Raw genomic sequence first — 21,390 nt, 5'->3', positions numbered from 1 at the left:
AATCACATATTTTACTCCCCCACAGGAGCGTCATCCTGAGCGAAGCGCCTCGCGTTTTTTTGCGAGGTGCGCAGTCGAAGGACCCCGAGGGACTTGATCTCACCCTTACTGTTGGGACCTTTTCCAGCACGAGAGTCCAGGCTCAAGCGCTTGGGGTTGAAAAGGTGCAAAAGGTTTAGGCAAGAGGTTAACCCTCGGGGTCCTTCGGTCCTGAGCGTAGTCGAACGGACGCGTCCCCAAAGGCTGGGACGCTTCGCTCAGGATGACGGCTCTGTGGGGAAACGCAAAACAAAAGCTATGCGTGCAGCGAGCCTGGTTTCGCTCCAAGGCTGGGGTCTTCGATTCGTCAGACACAACCTAGTGCTGCGCTCTGGCTTTGTTTTCTCTATCTGTATTGCCCCGCACGGTGTCATCCGTTACGGGCATGTTCCCCGGACGTTCATAGATAATTGAATCGACGGAGTTTTATTTCACCGATGTCCACAGCAATCTTCCGCGAGCCCACGCCTGAGGAGGTCGAACTCGGCCGCCAGCGTCACGAGCTCGCCTCCATCCGCAAGTTGCTGGCTGAACGCGAGCTGGAGCTGGAACATCTGCGCCACCAGATCCTCAGCTTTGAGGCTCGCTACATTCGCCAGGTCGGTGTGCTTTATCGTCAACTGGATGAGTGGGAGGAGCGCATCGCCGAGTTGAAGGTCTCCCAGGAGACCCCCGAGGAGCGCGAGCGCTATGCTCGCGAGGCCGCGCAGAAGCCCGAAGTCGCAGTCCCCGAAGTGCAAGCCCCTGAACCCTCGCTGGATCTCAAGATCCTCTTCCGCGAGGTCGCCAAGCTCATCCACCCGGACTTCGCTATCAACGACCACGACGAGCGCCATCGCACCCACCTGATGGCCCAGGCGAACGAAGCCTATCGCCGCGATGACGCAGCCGTCCTGCAGCGCATGCTTAACGGCTACGACCCTTCTACCGATTCATGGAGCTCCGAGGATATGGTTTCCGCCCTCGCACGCACGCTCATGCAGATCGAGCGGGCAAAGGAGGACCTCGAGATCGTCGCCGCCGAGATTGAAGCTCTTGGACAATCCGAGATGGCTCTGCTCAAAGAACGTACCGCCGAGGAGGCACTCAGGGGCCGCGATCTGCTTGCGGAACTCGCCGCGCTGGTCAAGGGAAACATCGGCATGGCGATGAGGCGTTATGAGCTCGACCTGGGAAGGGCCCGGCGCAAGGAGAAGGCCTTCAATCCTGAGGCCCTGCTCTCGGCTGAAACTCCTCCACCACCTCCTCGGTCATTCAATCGATTCCGTTCGCGATAGAGCAAATCTCCTGTAGGTGTAAAGCGAAACCACGACATTCATGACCGTTTTTCCCCAGAAAAACGGTCATGCACGCCCGTTGCAATTTCCCAGCAACAGGAGACTTGCTCTAGCATCAAACAAGCCACCCATGATCGCTGAAATTATCGCCGTCGGTTCCGAGATGCTGACTCCCCATCGTCAGGACACGAATTCGCTGTATCTCACGCAAGGTCTCAACGACCTTGGGGTCTCGGTCGCCTTCAAGACCATCGTCGGCGACAACCGGCAGCATCTGGTCGATGCCATACGCATCGCACTGCGCCGTGCCGATATCGTCCTCCTTTCGGGCGGCCTGGGGCCGACGGAGGACGACCTGACGCGCGAATGCGCCGCCGAGGCACTTGGCCTTGAGTTGCACCGCGAGCCCTCCGTGCTGGTCGAGCTGCAGCGGCGCTTTATCGCCCGCCGCATGGCGATGCCGCCCAACAACCAGCGCCAGGCGGACGTGCTCGACGGAGCCGAGCTGCTGACCAACAAGAACGGCAGCGCTCCCGGGCAGTGGCTCGACCTCTCGTTTGAGGGCCATCGCAAGATCGTGATCCTGCTTCCCGGACCGCCGAAGGAGCTTATGCCGCTCTTCGACGACGAGTGTGTTCCTAGGCTTGCCCTCTCCCTGCCTCGGCGTTCGCTCGCCAAGCGGCTGCTGCGCATGGCGCTGATCCCTGAAAGCCAGGTCGATGCGCGCACCGCACCGATCTACCAGCAGTTCAGCGACGTCGAGACGACGATCCTGGCGGGCTCCGGAGAGATCCAACTGCACTTCCTCTGCTCCAAGCCAACGATGGAGGAGGCCCAGGCGCGGGTCGACGCGGTCGCCGAGCTCGTCGAGCAGGAGATGGGCGACGATATCTTCTCCTCTCACGGAGAGTCGCTCGAGGAGGTCGTGCTGCTAATGCTCGGGCTGCGCGGCCTGACCCTGAGCGCGGCGGAGAGCTGCACCGGCGGACTCTTCGCGGAACGCCTCACAAGAATCCCTAATAGCTCCCGGAACTTTGCAGGCGGCGTGGTCGTGTACACCAACGCGATGAAGACGGTCTTTGCGGATGTGCCGGCGGAGTTGATCGCAGAGAAGGGCGCGGTCAGCGAGGAGGTCGCGCGGGCGCTCGCCGAGGGCATCCGCAGGCGCACTGGAAGCTCGCTGGGGCTCAGCATCACGGGTATCGCCGGACCGCCGATAACGACCGGACCGGACGCCGGTAAACCGGCCGGGCTGGTCTATATCGGGCTGGCCGACCAGGACGACACCCAGGTCAAACGGCTCGAAATCGCTGGGGACCGCGATCGCGTGCGCCTGTGGGCCTCGGAGCACGCCCTGGAGATGCTGCGTCGCAGCTTCCAGTAACAAAGCTGTTTCCAGAAGCCTCCTTGCTACACTCGACAAGTCAGCCCGGTTCTTATGAAGACCTCCATTCTCATCCTCGCGATTGCCTATCTGCTCGGGTCTATCCCCTTCGGCTACCTCCTTGTGCTCATCTTCCGCAAGGAGGATATCCGCGCCACCGGCAGCGGGAACATCGGCGCCACCAACGTGGCGCGCTCCGGAGCCAAGGGTCTCGGCATTCTCACTCTGCTACTGGACTGCTCGAAAGGCATTGCCGCCGTCCTGATCGCGAAACACTTCGCGCCTTCCAGCAGCCTCGACCTCGCGCCCCTGGCCGCCGTCGCAGCCATCCTGGGCCATGTGTTTCCGGTGTGGCTGGGCTTCCGCGGCGGCAAGGGAGTTGCCAGCGCGCTGGGCATCTACCTCGCGCTTTCGTGGCCCTCAGCTTTGGCCGCACTCGGCATCTTCATCGTCATCTTCGCGCTGACACGATACGTTTCCCTGGCGTCAATCCTTGGCGCAGTCGTGCTGCCGCTCCTGTTCGTGAAGTTTTCTCCGGATCACTCGCCGGTTGCTATCGGCAGTATGGTCTTCATCTCTTTGCTGGTCATCGTCAAGCATCACGCCAACATCTCGAGGCTGCTGCAGGGCAAAGAAAACAAGTTTGGAAGCAAAAAGGACAAGACTGAAGGGGTACAGGCATGAGCCGGATAGCTGTGATCGGTGCGGGGTCGTGGGGAACAGCATTGGCAGTCTCTCTGGCCCGGCGAGGCGGGCATGAGCTCTGCCTCTGGGCACACTCGCCCGCGCACGCGGCGGAGCTTACCGAGACCGGCGAGAACCTGCGCTACCTGCCCGGCTTCATCGTGCCGATGGGGATTCACATCACCTCTAAGCTCGTTAAGGCCATCGAGGGCGCGGACATCATCCTCTGTGTCACCCCGTCGCAACATCTGCGCGCCGTCATGACGGAGATCGCCCCCGCGCTACAGCCGCACCAGGTACTGCTCTCGGCCAGCAAAGGGATCGAGGAGAAGACCTTTCTGCGCATGTCGCAGGTTATGAAGGAGCACGGCGACAATCCCATCGGCACCCTAGGAGGCCCCTCGTTCGCTCAGGAGGTCGCCGCGGGCATGCCGACCGCGATCACCATCGCCACCGACGACCCTCTGCTCGGCAAGTCTCTGCAGGATGACTTCACGTCGGCCTCGCTGCGTGTGTATCGCAATGAGGACGTAACCGGAACCGAACTCGGGGGAGCGCTGAAGAACGTCATCGCGCTGGCTGCGGGCATCGTCACCGGCCTGGAGCTGGGCTCGAACTCTGCTGCGGCACTCATCACACGCGGCATCGCGGAGATTACGCGGCTCGCCGTAGCCTGCGGGGGACGCCGGGATACGATGGCCGGACTCTCGGGGGTTGGCGACCTGGTGCTGACCTGCACCGGCAGCCTTTCACGCAATCGCACGGTCGGCGTGGAGCTGGGCAAGGGACGCAAACTGCCGGATATCATCGCCGGGCTGAACGGCAAGGTTGCCGAAGGCGTTCGCAGCACTACTGCTGCGCTCGGCCTGGCGGCCCGCTATGGCGTGGAGATGCCGATCACCGAGCAGATGGCGGCGATCCTGCATAAGGACAAGAGCCCGAAGGATGCGATTCGTGAGTTGATGGCACGGCCGGGCCGGACGGAGTAAAGATTGGCCAGAGCTTAATTTTTTTTGCGATCCAGTTCGCGAAAGATCTCTGCAACTGGCACTCGAATCTCGCTTCCGGGCACCTGGAGCGTCACAGGCTCTGGATGAAGCAGTCCGTCCGTCGTAACGGAAAACGCTTTTCTGCGCCACGGATCTACCACCCATACAGCACGTACTCCCATAGCGATGTAATCCTCGACGCGGTCCTGCATCTCGCTCATGCGGTCCTCTCGCGAGAGAATTTCGATGCACAGGACAGGCGGGGTTAGAAGGATGAGTTCCTCGGGGGCGTCCCGCGAAATGATGCTGACATCGGGAATCCGATAGCGCGTCTCCGATACCTGGACACGCTGCTCCGTACTTACTTCGATCTGCCATTCGTCATTGTGATTGCGAAAATACCAGCCGAAAAAGGATTGCAACTTGCCGTGCGGTAGCTCCCCCACGTTTCTCTCCAATAACTTGCCGTCAACGTAGTCGCAGTCAGGGTGATACATGGAAGTCAGATAAACTTCCACCGGCACATACTTGTCTTGGGTCTCAGGAGCAGGATAGATTGTCGCCGTCGCCATGGATTCCTCCTGTCGCTTTTAGCCTACACCGCGTCGTCCGCTACAGCAGCTTCGGCTTGGCATTTACAGGAGCGAAAGCCGTATGTGTGGTTTTCACCAAGGAAACCACCCTCCTCCTTTCCCGGGATAACGAGTAAAGCCGAAACTGCTCTAAACTAAAGGGAAATGGCCTTCTCCTTCTTCGGCAAGCGCGACAAAGAAACCCCGGAACCCAACCCAGCCGCGCCCGAACCCTCGCAGCCCGAATCGTCCAAACCCCGCGGATTTTTCGACCGCATGAAGCAGGCGGTCTCGCGCACCCGCGAGGCCCTCAGCGAGTCCATCGGCAGCGTCGTCGCTCTCACCCGCGAGATCGACGAGAACAACCTCGACGACCTCGAACTCGTACTGCTCGCCTCCGACATCGGCTCGGTCACCACCGGCGAGATCATCACGCATCTCCGCGAGCGCGCCCTGCGCCAGGGCATCAATGACGGCGCCGAGCTCAAGTCCCTGCTGAAGGCCGAGCTGCGCCGCATCCTCGACAGCGTCGCCCACCCCATCGCGCATCCCTCCACGCCGCCGGAGGTCATCATGATGGTCGGCGTCAACGGCACGGGCAAGACGACGACCACCGGCAAGCTCGCCGCACTCTACCGCAGCCAGGGCCGCAGCGTCCTGCTCTGCGCCGCCGACACCTTTCGCGCCGCGGCGATCGAGCAGCTTGAGGTCTGGGCCGGCCGCTCCGGCGTGCAGCTCATCAAGACGCGCCAGGGCGGCGACCCTTCCGCCGCGCTCTTCGACGCCTGCACCGCTGCGAAGGCCCGTGCAACGGAGATCCTCATCGTCGACACGGCGGGCAGACTGCACACCAAGAGCGACCTAATGAAGGAACTCGACAAGATGCGCCGTACCGCCGAGAAGCTCATTCCCGGCGCGCCACACCAGACGCTGCTCGTCATGGACGCGACGACGGGACAGAACGGGCTGCAGCAGGCCCGGCTCTTCACCGAGGCCGCGCGCGTCACCGGCATCGTGCTCACTAAGCTCGACGGCACGGCCAAGGGCGGCATCGTCGTCGCCATCGCCCGTGAGCTCGGCCTGCCGGTGCTCTACGCCGGCGTTGGAGAGAAGATGGAAGACATTCTGCCCTTCGATCCTGCCGCATTCGTCGATTCCCTGCTCGATTGAGGTTGTATGTCGCTACTCCCGCACGATGAACGTCACCTGCAACGCGCACTGGATCTCGCGCAGGAGGCCGTTGGCCTCGCCTCGCCCAATCCGACGGTCGGTTGCGTGCTGGTTCGCGATGGCGTAGTCCTCGGCGAAGGCGCGCACCACTACGACGAGCGCGATCACGCTGAGATCGCCGCTCTGAAGCAGGCCGCCTCCCTGGGACATACCCCACAGGGCGCAACCGCTTACGTCACTCTTGAACCCTGCTCGCACCAGGGTCGCACTGGCCCCTGTGCCGACGCGCTCATCGCAGCGGGGATCGCTCGCTGTGTAGTTGCCACTGTGGACCCGAATCCCCTGGTCAGCGGAGGCGGTCTCGCCAAGCTTCAGGCGGCGGGGATCGAAGTCGTAGTGGCCGATCCTGCTTCCGCACTGGCGCAGAGGACACGACGCCTCAACGATGCCTTTGCCCATTGGATTCAGCATCGCCGTCCGTTCGTCACTCTGAAGGCCGCCGTGTCGGTCGACGGCAAGCTCGCTCCCGCGCCCTCTGTCCGTACAGCAAACCAGCCCCATTGGCTTACCGGTGAAGCGGCACGCGCGGACGTCCATCGGCTACGCCACGAGGTTGACGCCATCCTTACAGGAATCGGCACTGTGCTTGCCGACGATCCTTCCCTTACCGACCGCAGCGGCCTTCCCCGGCGGCGTTCTCTGTTGCGCGTGGTACTCGACAGCGATCTGCGGACGCCGCTGAACTCGCAGCTTGTGCGATCCGCAGGCAGCGACCTGCTTCTGCTCTGCTCTAGGACCGCGCCTGCCGATCGTGAAGCGGCTCTCTCCGATTGCGGAGTGGAAGTGCTTCGTCTTTCGGGTAGCGGGGGCCATCTCAATCTACGCGCTGCATTGGACACGCTGGCGCAACGCAATATCATCAGCGTGCTGATTGAAGGCGGCTCGTCGCTTAATGGCAGCCTGCTGCATGAGGGATTGGTCGACAAACTGACCCTCTACTATGCCGAGTGTGAGCTGGGCCTCGACGCCATCCCCTTCGCCGAGGGCATCGCCTCGCCTTATGTCGTGCAGGAACAACTGCAGCGCATGAAACGTACCAGCCTACCCCACGGGACTGCTGAGGATGTTCGCATCACCGGGTATCTGCACGATCCGTGGGCCGGCATCTAGAACTTGTACTTATTCCGAACTCACCCTCAAAGCCTGTCATTTCTCCACTCCCGTTAGTCGGTCGAAATGACAGGCTTTGAGGGTGAGTTCGGAATGAACTTTACGCCTGCACAAAACCGCTCTACGCCCATAAGCTTCCTGTTTCCTGTTAACTTAGAGCTATGTTTACCGGTCTCATTGAAACCACAGGCAAAGTCCTTTCGCTCCAGCCGACCGAGGGAGCTACGCGCATCACCCTCGTCGCACCACAGCTTGCCGGTCGCTGGAAGGTCGGCGACAGCATAGCCGTCAACGGAGTCTGCCTCACGGCTCTGCTCGCGGACGACGAAACCCGCTTCGCCGCCGATCTCGCCGAAGAGACCATTCGTCGCACCACACTTACGAGCCTGCAGCCCGGAACGCCGATCAATCTCGAGTTGCCCACGCCTGCCGGTTCGCCCCTGGGCGGCCACGTCGTGCAGGGACATGTGGACGGCACAGGAAAGCTCGTCTCGCTGGTTCCGCTACACCCCGATCAAGACACCTCAGACTGGCGCATGACGATCGAGATTCCCTCTACGCTCGCGCCCTTTATTGTGCCTCAGGGTTCGATCACCATCGACGGCATCAGCCTCACTGTTGCCAAGATCGATGGGCTACACATCGAGATTGCCGTCATCCCCCATACCTACCAGGCGACGAACCTGCACAGTCTGGCTCCGGGCTCGCCGGTCAACCTTGAGACAGATGTGCTCTCGAAGTACGCCGCGCAGCGAACCGCACATGCCGCCATGGATTGGTTGACGTTGGACTTTATTCTGTCTAACGGGTATTAGCGCGCAGCGAGTTGCGATTTGACGAGCCGCGCAAAGAGTGTCCCCTGGCAAGTCCCGGTATGGCCCGGCTTCAGCCGGGCCATACGAGCGGGATACCAGCCTTCTTCCTCTCTGCCCTGAGCGTAGTCGAAGGGCCGGAGCGAAAGCGTAGCCGGAGCAACCTAAATTGCTTTCCTCGATGCTGTCGAGGGTGTTCAGGAAGTATCGATGGCAGGGGAGTTGGGTTTGCCACAACCGAAGAAGGCAATTCAGTCGTTGAGCCCTGCGGGCCTCACTCCGGCCTTCGGCAGAGTGATAGGACTCTTTCGCCCGGTGTTTATGGCATGACTGAAGCCATACCCTTCCGTTCCATGCCCCAACAAACTCTTTGCTGCGTTCGATATCGCTCCAAGAGCCGTTGGAAGATACGCCCTTGGCTTTACGACGGCCAATAAATAAGAGAGGCGCGGCCCATGGGCCGCGCCTCTCTTATTTCACCAGTACGTTATGCACCAGCACGCCGTTACAGCGAGCTCATGTTGTGCAGGAACTCCTGGTTGTTTCTTGTCTTGCCGAGCTTGTCGGAGAGCAGTTCCATCGCTTCGACAGGCGACAGCGGGTTGAGAACCTTGCGCAGAATCCAGGTGCGCTGCAGGTCGTCCTTCGGGATCAGCAGCTCTTCCTTACGGGTGCCCGAGCGCTGGATATCGATGGCCGGGAACACGCGCTTGTCGACCAGCTTGCGGTCCAGGATCACTTCCATGTTGCCCGTGCCCTTGAACTCTTCGAAGATGACTTCGTCCATACGTGAGCCGGTATCGATCAGAGCCGAGGCGATGATCGTCAGCGAGCCGCCCTCTTCGATGTTGCGGGCCGCGCCGAAGAACCGCTTTGGGCGTTGCAGCGCGTTCGAATCGACACCGCCCGAGAGCACCTTGCCGCTCGGCGGAACGATCGTGTTGTAGGCACGCGCCAGACGCGTAATCGAATCCAGCAGGATCACTACGTCGCGCTTGTGCTCGACCAGACGCTTGGCCTTCTCGATCACCATCTCGGCCACCTGTACGTGGCGTGCGGCGGGCTCGTCGAAGGTCGACGAGATGACCTCGCCCTTCACCGAGCGCTGCATGTCGGTTACTTCTTCCGGACGCTCGTCGATCAGCAGAACGATCAGCACCACCTCCGGGTGGTTGGCCGTAATCGAGTTCGCGATCGACTGCATCAGCACGGTCTTACCGGTGCGCGGCGGAGCGACGATCAGGCCACGCTGGCCCTTGCCGATGGGGCAGAGCAGGTCCATGACGCGGCCCGAGATGGCTTCGCGAACGGTCTCCATCTTGATGCGTTCATCGGGATAGAGCGGCGTCAGGTTGTCGAACAGAATCTTGTTGCGGGTCTCTTCGGGCGACTCGAAGTTGATCGCCTCAATCTTGACCAGGGCGAAGTACTTTTCGCCCTCGTGCGGGCTGCGGACGTTGCCGCTGATCGTGTCGCCGGTCTTGAGGTCGAACTTGCGGATCTGGCTCGGGGAAACGTAGATGTCGTCCGGACCCGGCAGGTAGTTATAGTCGGGCGAGCGGAGGAAGCCGTATCCGTCGGGCAGAATCTCCAGCACGCCTTCAGCGAAGATGTGGCCTTCTTTTTCGCTCTGGGCCTGAAGAATCTTGAAGATAAGGTCCTGCTTGCGCAGGCCGCTGGTGCCTGGAATCTCAAGGCCGCGGGCGAGCTTGCCGAGTTCTGCAATGCTCTTTTCTTTTAATTCGGAGATAGTCATGAATTCCTGAAGTTCGATCGTATTTTGGGGGATTTGGGGTGTTGCGGAAGGGAAGTTGAAGGTCCTGCTTGCAGGAAAACTCGCCGAAAGCAGGCACCGCGAGAGAGGTGTCAAACGGTAATGCGGGGGTATTGAGAGTCAGCCTACCGGGTACAACTGCAAAATTCAAGTCTGCGGGGTCTTGAAAGAGAGCTTACCAGAGAGTCTGTTGAAAACTAGGAAGTACTGCCGCGCAGCTTAAGCTGCGCGACCCATGACTGCATTTTCCAGCTCGGCTTCGGCAGCCACATTCATCGGAACGGTGTCCTTGAAGCGGTCCAAAACCTCGTTGGTCGTGTCCTGCAAACGCGTGTTGGGCTTGTGCAGCTTGCGGGTAGCCTTGGAAGCCAGCTGGCACAGCTTGTAGCGGTTGTTGACGTGGGTGAGTGCTCCAAAAATAAGATCTGAGCGCATAATGTTATCTCCTTCGTTCTGCGAGGCATGAGCGTCTTCAAACTTGCGATGCGCTCTGGCCGAACTGCCTGTGTTGAGTATCCGCCGGCGGAAAAGTGGCCTGCAGACCGTTACGGATTAGACGCACCCGGAAGCTCCGGCGTCGCATCTCTATTTGCCTCGAACAACGTAAATGTCGCGCTAAAGCGCTTTTCTTCCAATAGTTTGCAAATGCATTCGATTGGAGGTTGCCGCACAAAAAACGGCGTGATTCACTCGCTACGGCGAGAACGGCATGAGGTTGGTTTGCTGGTGGATAGCGGTCTGACCGCCCTGCAAGATAGTTGGACCGCTCCGGAATACAGCTCATGTCCGGAAACTACGGTACTTCTGCACCTTATCGCGTGCAAAGCCCGAGGTCAATACTTTTTTTTGTAATCCTTGTCCCTGCACTTCCGTAAAAAGGGATACCGGAGCCGGAATTCGCCTTGTATGCTACGACCTATGAACGGGACCGACTCGCAGACTCCCACCCAGGCCCAGATCCATCGTGCGCTTAAGCGCCTTCCTTCGCTCCAGCGCGATGAAGTGATCGCCTCCAATTATCTGGGGCTGAACGTGTACTGGAAGACACGTTTCTTCGACATCCTGGATATCAATCGCGGATCGCTCAAGCAATTCAGCTTCAACCAACGCGGTTGGCACCGCTTCTCTCGCATGGATCGACTGATTTACACGCCCATCGATATCGATCAGTATCCCGAGACTCGTTCTCTGCGCCGTGGCTGCAGAATCGATCTCTACGGGACCATCGTGGAGGTCGACACCGTACTGGGCATCACGCTCGCGCTCGATCGCTTTGAGATTCTTCCGTTGACGCTCTTCGATCGGTTTGTAGTGCGTGAGGATAGTCGTATTTAGTGTGGTGACGCCGAGCGCATTTCAGGGCCAAAGGCTCTGAAATTAGGCCCAGTAGCTTCGGTCCAGCGTCCGATACTGGATCGCCTCTGCGATGTGCCTGACCTCAATCCCGTTCGCCGCGTCCAGGTCGGCGATGGTTCGCGCTACCTTCAGAATGCGATCGTGAGCACGGGCGCTCAGGCCCTGTTGCTGCATCGCTCGTTCCAGTAACCTCTCGGCCTCGCTTGCCAGTTCGCAGTGCACGCGAATCTGCTGGGTCGACATCTGCGCATTGGAGAACACGGCCCGGCTGGCTGATTTGGATGAACCCTTTGTCCTCGCACCACTCTCCAGGAACCGCGCATGCTGCCGGTCTCGAGCCGCCAGCACCCGTGCGCGAATCTCCGCCGAACCCTCCGCAGCCGTGCCGCTGCGCAGCTCTTTGTACTGCACTGCCGGAACCTCGATATGGATATCAATGCGGTCCAGCAGCGGCCCGCTCACCTTCGCGACGTAGCGCTGGATCATCGGCGGCGTACACATGCAGTCGCGGCTCTTGTCGTTGTAATAGCCACAGGGACAGGGATTCATCGCAGCAGCGAGCATGAACCGGGCCGGAAAGCTGAGGCTCATCGCCGCCCTGGAGATAGTGACCGTGCCATCCTCAAGCGGCTGCCGCAGCACCTCCAGCACATTGCGCGGAAACTCCGGCAGCTCGTCCAGAAACAGAAGACCGTTGTGCGCCAGCGAGACCTCGCCAGGGCGCGGAATCATTCCTCCGCCGATCAATCCTGCATCTGAAATGGTATGGTGCGGAGAACGAAACGGCCGGTGCGTCACGAGCCCTTCATCCTTGTTCAGAACCCCAGCCACCGAGTGGATCTTGGTGGTCTCCAGGGCCTCTTCAAAGCGCAGTGGCGTAAGGATCGACGGCAAACGCTTGGCCAGCATCGTCTTTCCGCTGCCCGGCGGTCCGATCATCAGAATGTTGTGTCCACCGGCGGCTGCTACTTCGAGAGCCCGCTTGGCCACATGCTGTCCGCGCACATCGCGAAAGTCCGCCTGGTACTCCTGCACGTCGCCCAGCAGAGCCTGCGTATCAACAGCCAGGGGCGTCGCGGTGATGCCACCCAGTTCGGCGGAGTTCAGCAACTCGCGCACCTCGAGCAGACTGTTCACCGGATATACATTCACGCCCTGCACCACGGCGGCTTCGCGAGCATTCGCCGCCGGGATCACCAGGTTGCGAATTCCCGCGGCGCGCGCGGCAACGGCAATCGGCAGCATTCCCTGCACCGCTCGCAGCGAGCCGTCCAGTCCCAGTTCGCCGACCATCACAAAGTCGCTGACATCCTTGATCGCCAGTCCACCGTAGGCGCCGAGAATACCGACGGCAATCGGCAGATCGAAGCCGGAGCCTTCCTTCTTCAGGTCGGCCGGGGCGAGGTTGATGGTAATGCGCGTCGGAGGCAGGTCGAAGCCGGAGTTCTTGATCGCAGAACGGACGCGATCGCGGCTCTCCCGCACAGCGGCGTCCGGCAGTCCCACAGTACTGAAGTTTTCCTGGTCCAGCTTCACGCCGGAGAAGTCGACCTCGACATCGATAATATGTGCGTCGATTCCATAGACCGCCGCGCTACGAGTTTTGAAGAGCATGAACCTGCCTGATGTCGCCGGTAATTTTCCGCAAGTGTAGCATTACACTCTACCCCGAAAGGCAAATGGCATGCCCACGTTATGGAGAACACTATGAACCCTTTTCTTTCCTCGCTCCGATCCAGCATCCTTATGGTTGGGCTATCCACTCTTGCACTCGCTCCGCTGTCCATCCGCGCCCAGGAAGCTCCCGCGAAACCGGCCGACACCAGCAACTCCACGGACTCCAGCCCCGCTGCGACGACCCCGCACCTGAACAACACAGAGACCGCCTGGAGCATGCTCGACACCGCTCTCAATGGCATCAAGGATGAAAAACACTCCGACCTCCGCACCCAGGCCCTTGCTGCCCTTGGGACTATGGGCACGAATGCTCGGGCCGGGCATCTGATCGCCGACGCCATGAACGATCCCGATCTCGATGTCCGCACCGCCGCCGTTCTCGCCGCCGGCCAGACCAAGAATCGCGCCCTGATGAGCAATCTGCGCGACAAACTCAACGACAAGGAGCCGCAGGTCGCCTTCGCCGCGGCTCTTACGCTCTCCAAGGCCAACGATCACTCTGGAGAGGACATCCTGATGGACGTCGTCGACGGAGACCGCAAGGCCAACTCCGGCCTCATCAACGGCACCATGCACACCATGAGCAAGGATCTACATAACCCCTCCGCCATCGCCAAGATCGGCGCGCTCCAGGGAGCCTCCATGCTGCTTGGCCCCTTTGGCATCGGCATCACGGCCTATGAGTATGTCCGCAAGAATGGCGGCGAATCCGCTCACGTCATCGCCATCACAGAGCTCTCCAAGACACGGTCAGGATCTCTCCGCGATCTGTTCGTGAAGGCTCTCGGCGACAAGGACCCCGCCGTCCGTGCCGCAGCGGCAAAAGCTCTCGGCGACTATCACGACAAGGCTACCGCCAGCTCCTTGCTCGATGTCTTTCAAGACTCAAAAGCTCCTGTACGCCTGACCGCCGCAGCGGCGTATCTTCGCAGCACAGGCGTCAGAGCGACAGCCCAGGCATCTGCTACGGAAACAAAGCAGTAGAACCCTTTGATTCCAACGCTGGAGCTTAGAGCCTTTTTACTCCAAGAGTGAAAAAGCTCTAAGCTCCGCGTCGTTTACTGCTGCCCTTTACCTGCGCAACTGCCTGGCTAAACCTGGGGCTCTGGAAGGCCAGCAATGCCTCATTCAACAAAGCACCGGCGAAGCGCACCTTGGTTTCGGTCGTGTTGATCCGGGCCATCTCCCCGCGAACCTCGCTCCACCTTATTCCCTTCATGCCGGCCGCTGTCAGCTTTATCGCCGGCTCCGCGGCAGCGACGAAGTTCAGCACGACCATGGCGTAAAACATGCGGTTCGCCTGTTGCATTAGAAAGAAGCGGGCTCGATGGAGATCGTTCAACGCAGCGCCGAAATAGCTTTCCAGCACAAGCTCTTTCTCGTTCTCCTCCGTCGTAAAGAAATTGGCAATGGCCGCCAGGTCCACATACCGGTCTGCGGCAAACGCCGACTCCCAGTCCACGAGCCAGACTCGCTCCTTTTGGAACAAGACATTGCCGGGATTGAGATCGTTATGGCTGGAGACCAGATCAAGATTCTTCCTGGGATAGGCAGCGGCCAGTTCGCCATAAAACTTCCGATGCGTCTCAATAGCTCTCTTCGGCAGAATGCCGGTCTCCATACAGCTGCGGATCAGCGTGTCGACACCGTCCAAATAATCGACCAGCTCAGGAAACAGCGGTGCATCGTGCAAGCTCCGAACAGCCGTTACGATCCTTCGCAAGGAGTCGGCCTTCGATCTTTCGACTGAGGCGGAGTCCGGCGCGATAAAGTCTGTGACGGCCACTCCGGACTCCGCATCGGCATACACCAAACGCGGCGCCACACCGGCTTCGGCGGCGATCTTCAGGCAGGCGTATTGCCGTGCAGGATCGCGCAAGCCATCCGGTGGCCCTTCGATTCGCAACAGGTAATCGACCTGGTTGGCTTTGACTTTAAATACACCTGCGCCTGACGCCCCATTCGTAATCCGCTCGATCGATTGGACCTCAGCGGTGCCAAATGCGCGAAGAACGGCTTCGCGCTTCGTGAGTGGAATGACAACGTCAAGCGGTGAGGGGGCATAACCGAAAGCGGCCGGGGCCAGCTTCCCGACGTGCTTGCGTACATCTGTCGCCCAATCGGAAGTCAGAATTGAGAAACGATGGACATCACCGGCGAATAGTGCCCTCAATGCCTCCTCGTACCCAGGAGCATTCCCCGCCATGGCCGTCATGAAACGGTAAAGAGCTTCGCGTGCCGCTCGGATTTTTTCTTCGCCCGCATTCTCACGGCGTGCCTGGTCGACCAGTTTTCGCAGCGTCGCGGAGGCCCCTCCCTGTTGCTGCCCCAGCCACTCCCACTGCCGAGGCAGCAAAGTTACCTCTCGCGCGACGACACCCAGTCTCGGCCGCCCGGCATTTCGAGACTCGAGGGGTTCAGGGGCGATCAGAGGCGTTGGCATCCCTTGTGCTGCCTCTGACAACGTACGAAGGTTCAGGTCTACCTGGGAGCCCGTTTGATCGTCGAAGACCAACACTGAAGCTGCTTCTCCGCGAGCAAGCACTTCCTTGATCTTCTCCGCAACGCTTGCCAGCGGGCCCGATGCGATACAACGGTTGCCTTCAAAAGCTGTGACCTGGAGCGATGGCGATGCGGACATGAGATACCTTTCTGAGATAACCATCCAAATTATACCCGGGTAAAATCTACTTTCAAGATATCACCCGGGTATAAACGCCCGTACCTTCGATGTTCGGGCATTCGATGATCGGCCCGATCGCATAGAATTGTCGCTGCATTCAGAGAGCAAAGAGGCGAAAGCATGAAGAAGACCTTCGAGACTACGCCGAGTCCAGACCTCTTTCGCAAGCTCGCGCTTGCCCTCCCTGAAGCCATCGAGAGCTCCCATATGGGCGCTCCGGACTTCCGCATCCACGACCGCATCTTCGCGACGCTTGCCTATGGCGAAAAAGGCCTTGGCACGCTCAAGCTCACGCCTGAACAACAGGCAGGTGTTCTCGCGGATGCACCCGAGCTCTTCACGCCTGCACCTGGTGGATGGGGCCGCATGGGTATGACACTCGTACGCCTCGACGCCCCTGAAGCCGTTCTCGCAGGTGCGCTTTCGACAGCCTTTCACCATGTTCTCTCCAAACAGACGGCGAAGAAGCGTGTGTCCACAACCAAGGCCCCCAGGAGCCGCCTACAATAGGCATCGTGCCAACTGGCGCAGGATGTCTATGAACACCAGTCTCTTTGAGCTCTTCAAAATCGGTATCGGCCCTTCAAGCTCTCACACCGTCGGCCCGATGCGCGCCGCCCTGCGCTTCGTTCGCACTCTCGACTCCGATGGTCTGATCGAGAAGACAGCATCGATCACCGTTGAGCTCTATGGCTCGCTCGCGCTCACCGGGATTGGCCACGGCACGGATCGCGCTGTCCTTCTCGGGCTGCTCGGCGAAGCGCCCGACAGCATCGACCCCGCGAAGATCGACTCGCTGATTGCCGCCGTTCGCTCTTCGCAGCAGTTGCAGCTCCTTGGCCGTCATCCGATCGCCTTTCGGGAGGCTGAACATCTGCTCTTCCATCGCGACCGGATGTATCCCGATCCAGAGACGCCGACTCATCCAAATGGTCTTCGTTTTACCGCACGCGATATCCACGGAGATACGCTGACGAGCGAGGTCTATTACTCTATCGGCGGCGGCTTCATCGTCTCGGCGGCAGAGTTTGCGAATCCGGGCAGCGCGAAGAAGCGCGAAGTTCCCTACCCCTTTTCAAGTGCGGAGAGATTGCTCGCCCTCGCCAACGAACAGCACCTCTCCATCGCCGAGATCGTTCTGGCCAACGAGGTCGCACTCCTCGACGAGGAGACTATCGTGCGCCCACAACCTCGGGATGCCAGCGCGGTTCACGATGGCGAGTCCGCGGTGAAGCAATCCATCCTTACGCTCTGGGAGACGATGCGCTCCTGCATCGACCGTGGCGTTGCCACGGAGGGCACGCTGCCGGGAGGCCTCAACGTCCGCCGCCGCGCCGCGGGACTCGCTCGGCGCCTGGCCAGACTCGACGAAGAGGGCCGCACACGCGATCCGCTCGCGCCGATGGACTCCGTCACGCTCGTCGCCATGGCCGTGAACGAAGAAAACGCCGCCGGTGGCCGCGTCGTCACCGCACCGACCAACGGCGCTGCGGGAGTCATCCCGGCCATCGCGCACTTCTACCTGCACCATGCGTCGCATGATCTGTCTGAAGCAGACAAAGAAGCCGGCTTGCTGCGTTACTTCCTCACCGCCGCCGCCATCGGCATTCTGTACAAGGAGAATGCCAGCATCTCCGGCGCCGAGGTCGGTTGCCAGGGAGAGGTCGGTGTGGCCTGCTCCATGGCTGCAGGTGGTCTCGTCGCCGCGCTGGGCGGCGACAACAGCGCGATCGAACATGCGGCCGAGATCGCGATGGAGCATAACCTCGGCATGACGTGCGATCCCATCGGAGGCCTCGTGCAGATTCCGTGCATCGAGCGGAATGGGATGGGCGCGGTGAAGGCCGTCAACGCTGCACGCCTCGCGATGAACGATCAGGGGAGCCATAAGATCTCGCTTGATCAGGTGATCGAGACCATGTATCGCACTGGCATGGACATGCAGTCGCGTTACAAGGAGACGAGCCTCGCCGGGCTGGCGCTGAATATCATCGAATGTTAAGGGACGCCTCTTTCATACTTGACTGCGTACTTTGCACTCTTCTAGCCTGAACTCATGACCCTTCATCTCACTCCCGCGCAAGAGCAGAGACTGCAGCAGCTCGCTGCTGATTCTCATCGCACGCCTGATGAGCTAGCGCAGGAAGCTGTCGATGGCTATCTCAATCATCTGGAAGCCCTGGCGGCAGAGGTGCAAGAAGGTGAAGCTTCGGCCGAGCGAGATGGCTGGCTTACGCACGAAGAGGTCTTCGAACGACTTCACAAGCGAATAAAAAAAGCTGCATGAAGATTATCTGGACGCCGCGCGCCGCGTCGGATCTCGATGGCGTGGTCGACTTCATTCAGCGGGAAGCCCGGACGCTGCAACCCGAGTAGCCAACAGAATCTACAAAGAAGTGATGCAGCTTGCCGCAATGCCGAATGTCGGCAAGATAGGCGAACTACCGGGAACCCGTGAGCTTCTGTTCCACCCATGGCCTCACATCGCTGTCTATAAAGTCACCAGCGATGCTGTCCGCATCATCCGCATCCGTCACGCTTCGCAGCGGTGGCCATAACATCCACTTACCGCTCCACCGCCAGCGCCACCGAGTTCCCTCCCCCCAGGCACAACGCCGCCACACCCTTCTTCGCATCCCGGCGCTGCATCTCGTGCAGCAACGTTACGAGCACGCGTGCGCCGCTGGCTCCAATGGGATGCCCGATCGCCACGGCACCGCCGTTTACATTTACGCGGTCCAGGCCTAGCCCCAACTCTTTCGTCACGCCTAGCGCCTGCACGCTGAAGGCCTCGTTCAACTCGAACAGATCGACCTGATCCATCGACCACTTCGCGCGCTCCAGCACTTTTTTGATTCCCGTCACCGGAGCCAGCATCACCCACTTCGGCGCAACGCCGCTGGTAGCCTGCGCCCGGATGGTCGCCATCGGCTTGAGTCCGAGCTCGCGCGCCTTCTCCGCCGACATCACCACCACCGCCGCTGCTGCGTCGTTCACCCCGGGAGCGTTCCCCGCTGTCACGGTGCCGTCCTTCTTGAAGGCCGGCTTCAAGGCCGCGAGCGCCTCCAGCGAAGCGTCCTCGCGGATGCTCTCGTCGCGCGTCACCATCACGGACCCCTTCCTGCCCTTCACCTCGACCGGCACGACCTCGGCGTCGAAGCGGCCTTCGCGCCACGCTGCGGCCGCCTTGTGGTGTGAGGCCAGAGCATACTCGTCCTGCTGCTCGCGCGTGATCGAATGCTTCTCTGCGACGAGTTCGCCGGTTATGCCCATATGGAAGTCCTCACACGCGCACCACAGTCCGTCGCGAATCATCGAGTCCACCACGGCGCCGTCTCCCATGCGCAGCCCCTTGCGCGCACCCGGAAGCAGGTACGGCGCGTTCGACATCGACTCCATGCCGCCCGCCACAACGATCTCCGCGTCCCCCTGTGCGATGGCCTGTGCCGCGAGCGCAACGGCCTTCAGGCCCGATCCGCACACCATGTTGAGGGTCAGGGCACTTACAGTGTCCGCAAGTCCGCCACGCAGAGCCGCCTGCCGTGCCGGGTTCTGTCCGAGCCCTGCAGGCAGCACACAGCCCATGAGGCACTCGTCCACGCTGTCCGGAGCGATGCTGGCGCGTTCCACGGCCGCTCGCACAGCGATAGCGCCCAGCTCTACCGCAGACATCTCCGACAGCCCGCCCTGGAACTTTCCGACCGGCGTCCGCACCGCACTTACGATTACGACATCACGCATTCTGAATCTCCTTCAGTCTCCTCGCTCGCAGCAGCCCGCACTTGCGCGCAAGAAGACGGCGAACGCCGTAGTATACGTCCCATGACAGAGACTTTGCCCGATCCTTTGCTTCCCCTCGCGGAAACCTCGAGGACCGAGGACGTCCCACAGCTCCTTGCACCCTGGTTCCATACGCTGGCCATCAGCGCGCTGCTCACAGGCCTGGCCCTGTTGTCGCACTTGGGGCATCGCGAAATTACCACGATGGACCACCCGGTGCGTTACTGCTCACAGATGCTCATGATCTGGATGTTGCTCGGTTGCGTCGTCGCCGGCTTGTATCGCCGTCGACTCTTCTTCTGGAACACTCTGCTGCACAACCGCCGCTCATGGCTCGTTGAAGGCGTACGGGGCGTCACGATCTATGTGGCGTGCTCGGCGATGTTCTACTTCGTCGTCATGGGTTTCGTATACGTTCTGGCTTTGCGGCATGTCTCGGACACCTCGGCCCTATCCCACCTCCATCTGAAGAACAAGACCGTCGAGGCCACGGCGCCTACAACAGGCTTTGAACTTTTGTTGTGGGCGGGTGTCAGTTTCACGGCAGGATTCTGTGAAGAGCACATCTTTCGCGGATACCTGCTGCGCCAGTCCATCGCCTTCTTCCGCGGAACCGGAACATCGCCGAGATTCGCCGCGATCTTCTCTGTCGCAAGCACATCTATCCTCTTCGGGAGCCTTCACCTCTATGAAGGAATAGGAGGCGCTGTCTTCATCGGTCTGCTTGGATTGGTGTTCGCGACTCTCGCGTTGCGCTTCGGCAATCTGCGCGCCGTCATCGTCGCGCATAGCGTACAAGACTTCATGGTGGGACTCTTTCTCTTCCTCCGACACCTCCATCAGGTGCGATGAAGCCCGTTGAGGCCATCAAAAATCCGCAAAGATGATTCGTGTCGCGACCTCGCTTAGAAAATTCCTTTGCGATATATCACTTTTTTTCTTGACTATGCGCCGCACAAAATCTATACCTTCGTTAGTTGCTTCACATCGTGAATGCAGCATCGATGATTTTTGTCGATATGGGAGCGCAGGCAAACGCAACCAGGCAAAGCATCAAACTAAAGGCAACACACTCGGGGAACGCGATACAGAGCGTTCCCCGAGGTGTTTAACACCCAATGTTTATAGGGTCATTCGCGTGCACGCCTCTATGTGCCCTGTCGTACATAGGCGCTCCCGCAGTATCCTACGAGCATGACGCGCCGCCGCTGGATCGCCGACACCTTCACCGACACAACCGCTTCGCTCACCGGCGACCAGGCCGCTCATCTCGCGCGAGTGCTGCGCGCGGAGCCCGGACAAATCTTTGACGTCGTCGCCAACGGCTTCCTGCATCGCGCCGAGATCACGAGCGTCTCCGATAGCGAAGTCGTCTTCACGCTGCACGAGGAACTCGAAGCCGATGCCGCACTGCCGGTGCATCTGCTGCTCGCTGTCTTCAAGTTCGATCACATGGAGTGGGGCATCGAGAAGGCCACCGAGCTCGGCGCGGAGCGCATCACGCCGGTGCTCGCTCGACGCACGGAGAAACATCTCTCCCAGGCTGCGGCAAAACGTGTCGAACGTTGGCGACGCATCGTGCGCGAGGCCGCGCAGCAGTCGCGGCGAAGCGATGTGCCTACAGTCGATGATCCGCAAACGTTGAAGGCCGCATTGCAGTCGGTGAGCGCGGAGACGAAGTTGCTGCTCGCCGAGACGGAGCAGGAGAACACGATCGCTGCTGCGTTGCAGCAAGCGAGTCAGTCCGTTGCTTTGGCTGTTGGTCCCGAGGGTGGCTGGACACCCGAGGAGATGCAGCTCTTTACTGAGCATGGATGGAAGCATGTCACACTCGGACCGCGTATTCTTCGTGCCGAGACTGCGGCCATAGCGGGGCTGGCTATCTGTTCGGCTTTGCTTTAGGAGCCTGATGGACCGGCGCTGTTGTTTTTCTTTCTGTCATCCCCATAGGGGATCTGTTGTCTCGCTTTGAAGGGCGGGACTTCAGTCCCGCCATCACTCTTCATAGCTCAGGTGGCTTTAG

At 60.3% G+C, this 21,390-nt stretch carries 22 protein-coding genes; 16 read left to right on the top strand and 6 right to left on the bottom strand.

The annotated features are described in order from the left end of the window. Positions 1 to 476 precede the first annotated feature (476 nt). The 4 genes from ACIX8_RS05990 (at position 477) to ACIX8_RS05975 (ending at position 4,373) form a co-directional block, all read left to right on the top strand. The gene (locus tag ACIX8_RS05990; RefSeq protein ID WP_014264431.1) at positions 477 to 1,316 is read left to right on the top strand and encodes a hypothetical protein; all 840 of its coding nucleotides are present in this window, start codon (positions 477 to 479) and stop codon (positions 1,314 to 1,316) included. 130 nt (positions 1,317 to 1,446) lie between these two features. Next, positions 1,447 to 2,700: a competence/damage-inducible protein A gene (locus ACIX8_RS05985; RefSeq protein ID WP_044176259.1), complete on the top strand. Its 1,254-nt coding sequence runs from the start codon at positions 1,447 to 1,449 to the stop codon at positions 2,698 to 2,700. A 54-nt stretch (positions 2,701 to 2,754) separates the two neighbouring features. After that, complete coding sequence (gene plsY / locus ACIX8_RS05980) at positions 2,755 to 3,384, top strand: glycerol-3-phosphate 1-O-acyltransferase PlsY (RefSeq protein ID WP_014264429.1); 630 nt, start codon at positions 2,755 to 2,757, stop codon at positions 3,382 to 3,384. Continuing rightward, the gene (locus ACIX8_RS05975; RefSeq protein ID WP_014264428.1) at positions 3,381 to 4,373 is read left to right on the top strand and encodes an NAD(P)H-dependent glycerol-3-phosphate dehydrogenase; all 993 of its coding nucleotides are present in this window, start codon (positions 3,381 to 3,383) and stop codon (positions 4,371 to 4,373) included. The genes plsY and ACIX8_RS05975 overlap by 4 nt, the downstream gene beginning before the upstream one ends. A gap of 14 nt (positions 4,374 to 4,387) precedes the next feature. Here the strand turns inward: ACIX8_RS05975 and ACIX8_RS05970 are convergent, their stop codons facing one another. Next, positions 4,388 to 4,945 (bottom strand): Uma2 family endonuclease, encoded by a 558-nt coding sequence (locus ACIX8_RS05970; protein ID WP_014264427.1) that lies wholly within the window; start codon positions 4,943 to 4,945, stop codon positions 4,388 to 4,390. Positions 4,946 to 5,110: 165 nt separating this feature from the next. Here ACIX8_RS05970 and ftsY point away from each other — a divergent pair, with 165 nt between their 5' ends. The 3 genes from ftsY (at position 5,111) to ACIX8_RS05955 (ending at position 8,100) form a co-directional block, all read left to right on the top strand. Continuing rightward, positions 5,111 to 6,115 carry a signal recognition particle-docking protein FtsY gene (gene ftsY / locus ACIX8_RS05965; protein ID WP_014264426.1) on the top strand — a complete coding sequence of 335 codons (1,005 nt, stop codon included), beginning with the start codon at positions 5,111 to 5,113 and terminating at the stop codon, positions 6,113 to 6,115. Positions 6,116 to 6,121: 6 nt separating this feature from the next. Further along, a complete protein-coding gene (gene ribD / locus ACIX8_RS05960; RefSeq protein ID WP_014264425.1) occupies positions 6,122 to 7,285 on the top strand; it encodes a bifunctional diaminohydroxyphosphoribosylaminopyrimidine deaminase/5-amino-6-(5-phosphoribosylamino)uracil reductase RibD in 1,164 nt (387 codons plus the stop codon). Positions 7,286 to 7,446: 161 nt separating this feature from the next. After that, positions 7,447 to 8,100, top strand: a complete 654-nt coding sequence (locus ACIX8_RS05955; protein WP_014264424.1) for a riboflavin synthase — start codon at positions 7,447 to 7,449, stop codon at positions 8,098 to 8,100. A 502-nt stretch (positions 8,101 to 8,602) separates the two neighbouring features. Here ACIX8_RS05955 and rho read toward each other — a convergent pair. Together rho and ACIX8_RS05945 are read right to left on the bottom strand one after the other, a co-directional pair. Further along, positions 8,603 to 9,853, bottom strand: coding sequence for a transcription termination factor Rho (rho, locus tag ACIX8_RS05950; protein ID WP_014264422.1), 1,251 nt, complete (start codon positions 9,851 to 9,853; stop codon positions 8,603 to 8,605). A gap of 237 nt (positions 9,854 to 10,090) precedes the next feature. Further along, positions 10,091 to 10,306, bottom strand: coding sequence for a DNA-directed RNA polymerase subunit omega (locus tag ACIX8_RS05945; RefSeq protein WP_014264421.1), 216 nt, complete (start codon positions 10,304 to 10,306; stop codon positions 10,091 to 10,093). 471 nt (positions 10,307 to 10,777) lie between these two features. Here ACIX8_RS05945 and ACIX8_RS05940 point away from each other — a divergent pair, with 471 nt between their 5' ends. Next, entirely contained in the window at positions 10,778 to 11,206 is a 429-nt protein-coding gene (locus ACIX8_RS05940; protein ID WP_014264420.1) for a hypothetical protein, read from the top strand. Positions 11,207 to 11,248: 42 nt separating this feature from the next. Here the strand turns inward: ACIX8_RS05940 and ACIX8_RS05935 are convergent, their stop codons facing one another. Then, positions 11,249 to 12,841 (bottom strand): YifB family Mg chelatase-like AAA ATPase, encoded by a 1,593-nt coding sequence (locus ACIX8_RS05935; protein ID WP_014264419.1) that lies wholly within the window; start codon positions 12,839 to 12,841, stop codon positions 11,249 to 11,251. A gap of 93 nt (positions 12,842 to 12,934) precedes the next feature. Between ACIX8_RS05935 and ACIX8_RS05930 the strand changes: the two genes are divergently transcribed. Next, on the top strand, positions 12,935 to 13,888 hold the full coding sequence (locus ACIX8_RS05930; protein WP_014264418.1) for a HEAT repeat domain-containing protein: 954 nt from the start codon (positions 12,935 to 12,937) through the stop codon (positions 13,886 to 13,888). A 58-nt stretch (positions 13,889 to 13,946) separates the two neighbouring features. Here ACIX8_RS05930 and ACIX8_RS25855 read toward each other — a convergent pair whose 3' ends face one another. Further along, on the bottom strand, positions 13,947 to 15,545 hold the full coding sequence (locus tag ACIX8_RS25855; RefSeq protein WP_014264417.1) for a DUF2239 family protein: 1,599 nt from the start codon (positions 15,543 to 15,545) through the stop codon (positions 13,947 to 13,949). A 162-nt stretch (positions 15,546 to 15,707) separates the two neighbouring features. Here ACIX8_RS25855 and ACIX8_RS05915 point away from each other — a divergent pair, with 162 nt between their 5' ends. From ACIX8_RS05915 to ACIX8_RS26110, 5 genes are read left to right on the top strand one after another with little or no spacing between them, the layout of a single operon-like run. After that, entirely contained in the window at positions 15,708 to 16,097 is a 390-nt protein-coding gene (locus ACIX8_RS05915; RefSeq protein WP_014264416.1) for an MmcQ/YjbR family DNA-binding protein, read from the top strand. A gap of 28 nt (positions 16,098 to 16,125) precedes the next feature. Beyond that, the gene (locus ACIX8_RS05910; protein WP_014264415.1) at positions 16,126 to 17,589 is read left to right on the top strand and encodes an L-serine ammonia-lyase; all 1,464 of its coding nucleotides are present in this window, start codon (positions 16,126 to 16,128) and stop codon (positions 17,587 to 17,589) included. 54 nt (positions 17,590 to 17,643) lie between these two features. Beyond that, entirely contained in the window at positions 17,644 to 17,874 is a 231-nt protein-coding gene (locus ACIX8_RS05905; RefSeq protein ID WP_014264414.1) for a CopG family ribbon-helix-helix protein, read from the top strand. Further along, positions 17,871 to 17,963 carry a type II toxin-antitoxin system RelE/ParE family toxin gene (locus ACIX8_RS26115; RefSeq protein WP_014264413.1) on the top strand — a complete coding sequence of 31 codons (93 nt, stop codon included), beginning with the start codon at positions 17,871 to 17,873 and terminating at the stop codon, positions 17,961 to 17,963. Before ACIX8_RS05905 ends, ACIX8_RS26115 begins: the two co-directional genes overlap by 4 nt. A gap of 20 nt (positions 17,964 to 17,983) precedes the next feature. Further along, positions 17,984 to 18,145 carry a type II toxin-antitoxin system RelE/ParE family toxin gene (locus ACIX8_RS26110; protein ID WP_396248285.1) on the top strand — a complete coding sequence of 54 codons (162 nt, stop codon included), beginning with the start codon at positions 17,984 to 17,986 and terminating at the stop codon, positions 18,143 to 18,145. Between the two features lie 7 nt (positions 18,146 to 18,152). Here ACIX8_RS26110 and ACIX8_RS05900 read toward each other — a convergent pair whose 3' ends face one another. Then, positions 18,153 to 19,328, bottom strand: a complete 1,176-nt coding sequence (locus tag ACIX8_RS05900; protein WP_014264412.1) for an acetyl-CoA C-acetyltransferase — start codon at positions 19,326 to 19,328, stop codon at positions 18,153 to 18,155. A gap of 81 nt (positions 19,329 to 19,409) precedes the next feature. Between ACIX8_RS05900 and ACIX8_RS24390 the strand changes: the two genes are divergently transcribed. Continuing rightward, positions 19,410 to 20,219 carry a CPBP family intramembrane glutamic endopeptidase gene (locus ACIX8_RS24390; protein WP_014264411.1) on the top strand — a complete coding sequence of 270 codons (810 nt, stop codon included), beginning with the start codon at positions 19,410 to 19,412 and terminating at the stop codon, positions 20,217 to 20,219. A 342-nt stretch (positions 20,220 to 20,561) separates the two neighbouring features. Further along, positions 20,562 to 21,269: an RsmE family RNA methyltransferase gene (locus ACIX8_RS05890; protein ID WP_014264410.1), complete on the top strand. Its 708-nt coding sequence runs from the start codon at positions 20,562 to 20,564 to the stop codon at positions 21,267 to 21,269. Positions 21,270 to 21,390: the final 121 nt, after the last annotated feature.

This window comes from Granulicella mallensis MP5ACTX8, from assembly GCF_000178955.2.
Classification (GTDB): domain Bacteria; phylum Acidobacteriota; class Terriglobia; order Terriglobales; family Acidobacteriaceae; genus Granulicella; species Granulicella mallensis.
Note: the sequence above shows the minus strand (reverse complement) of the source record. Positions and strands in the feature narration are given on the sequence as shown.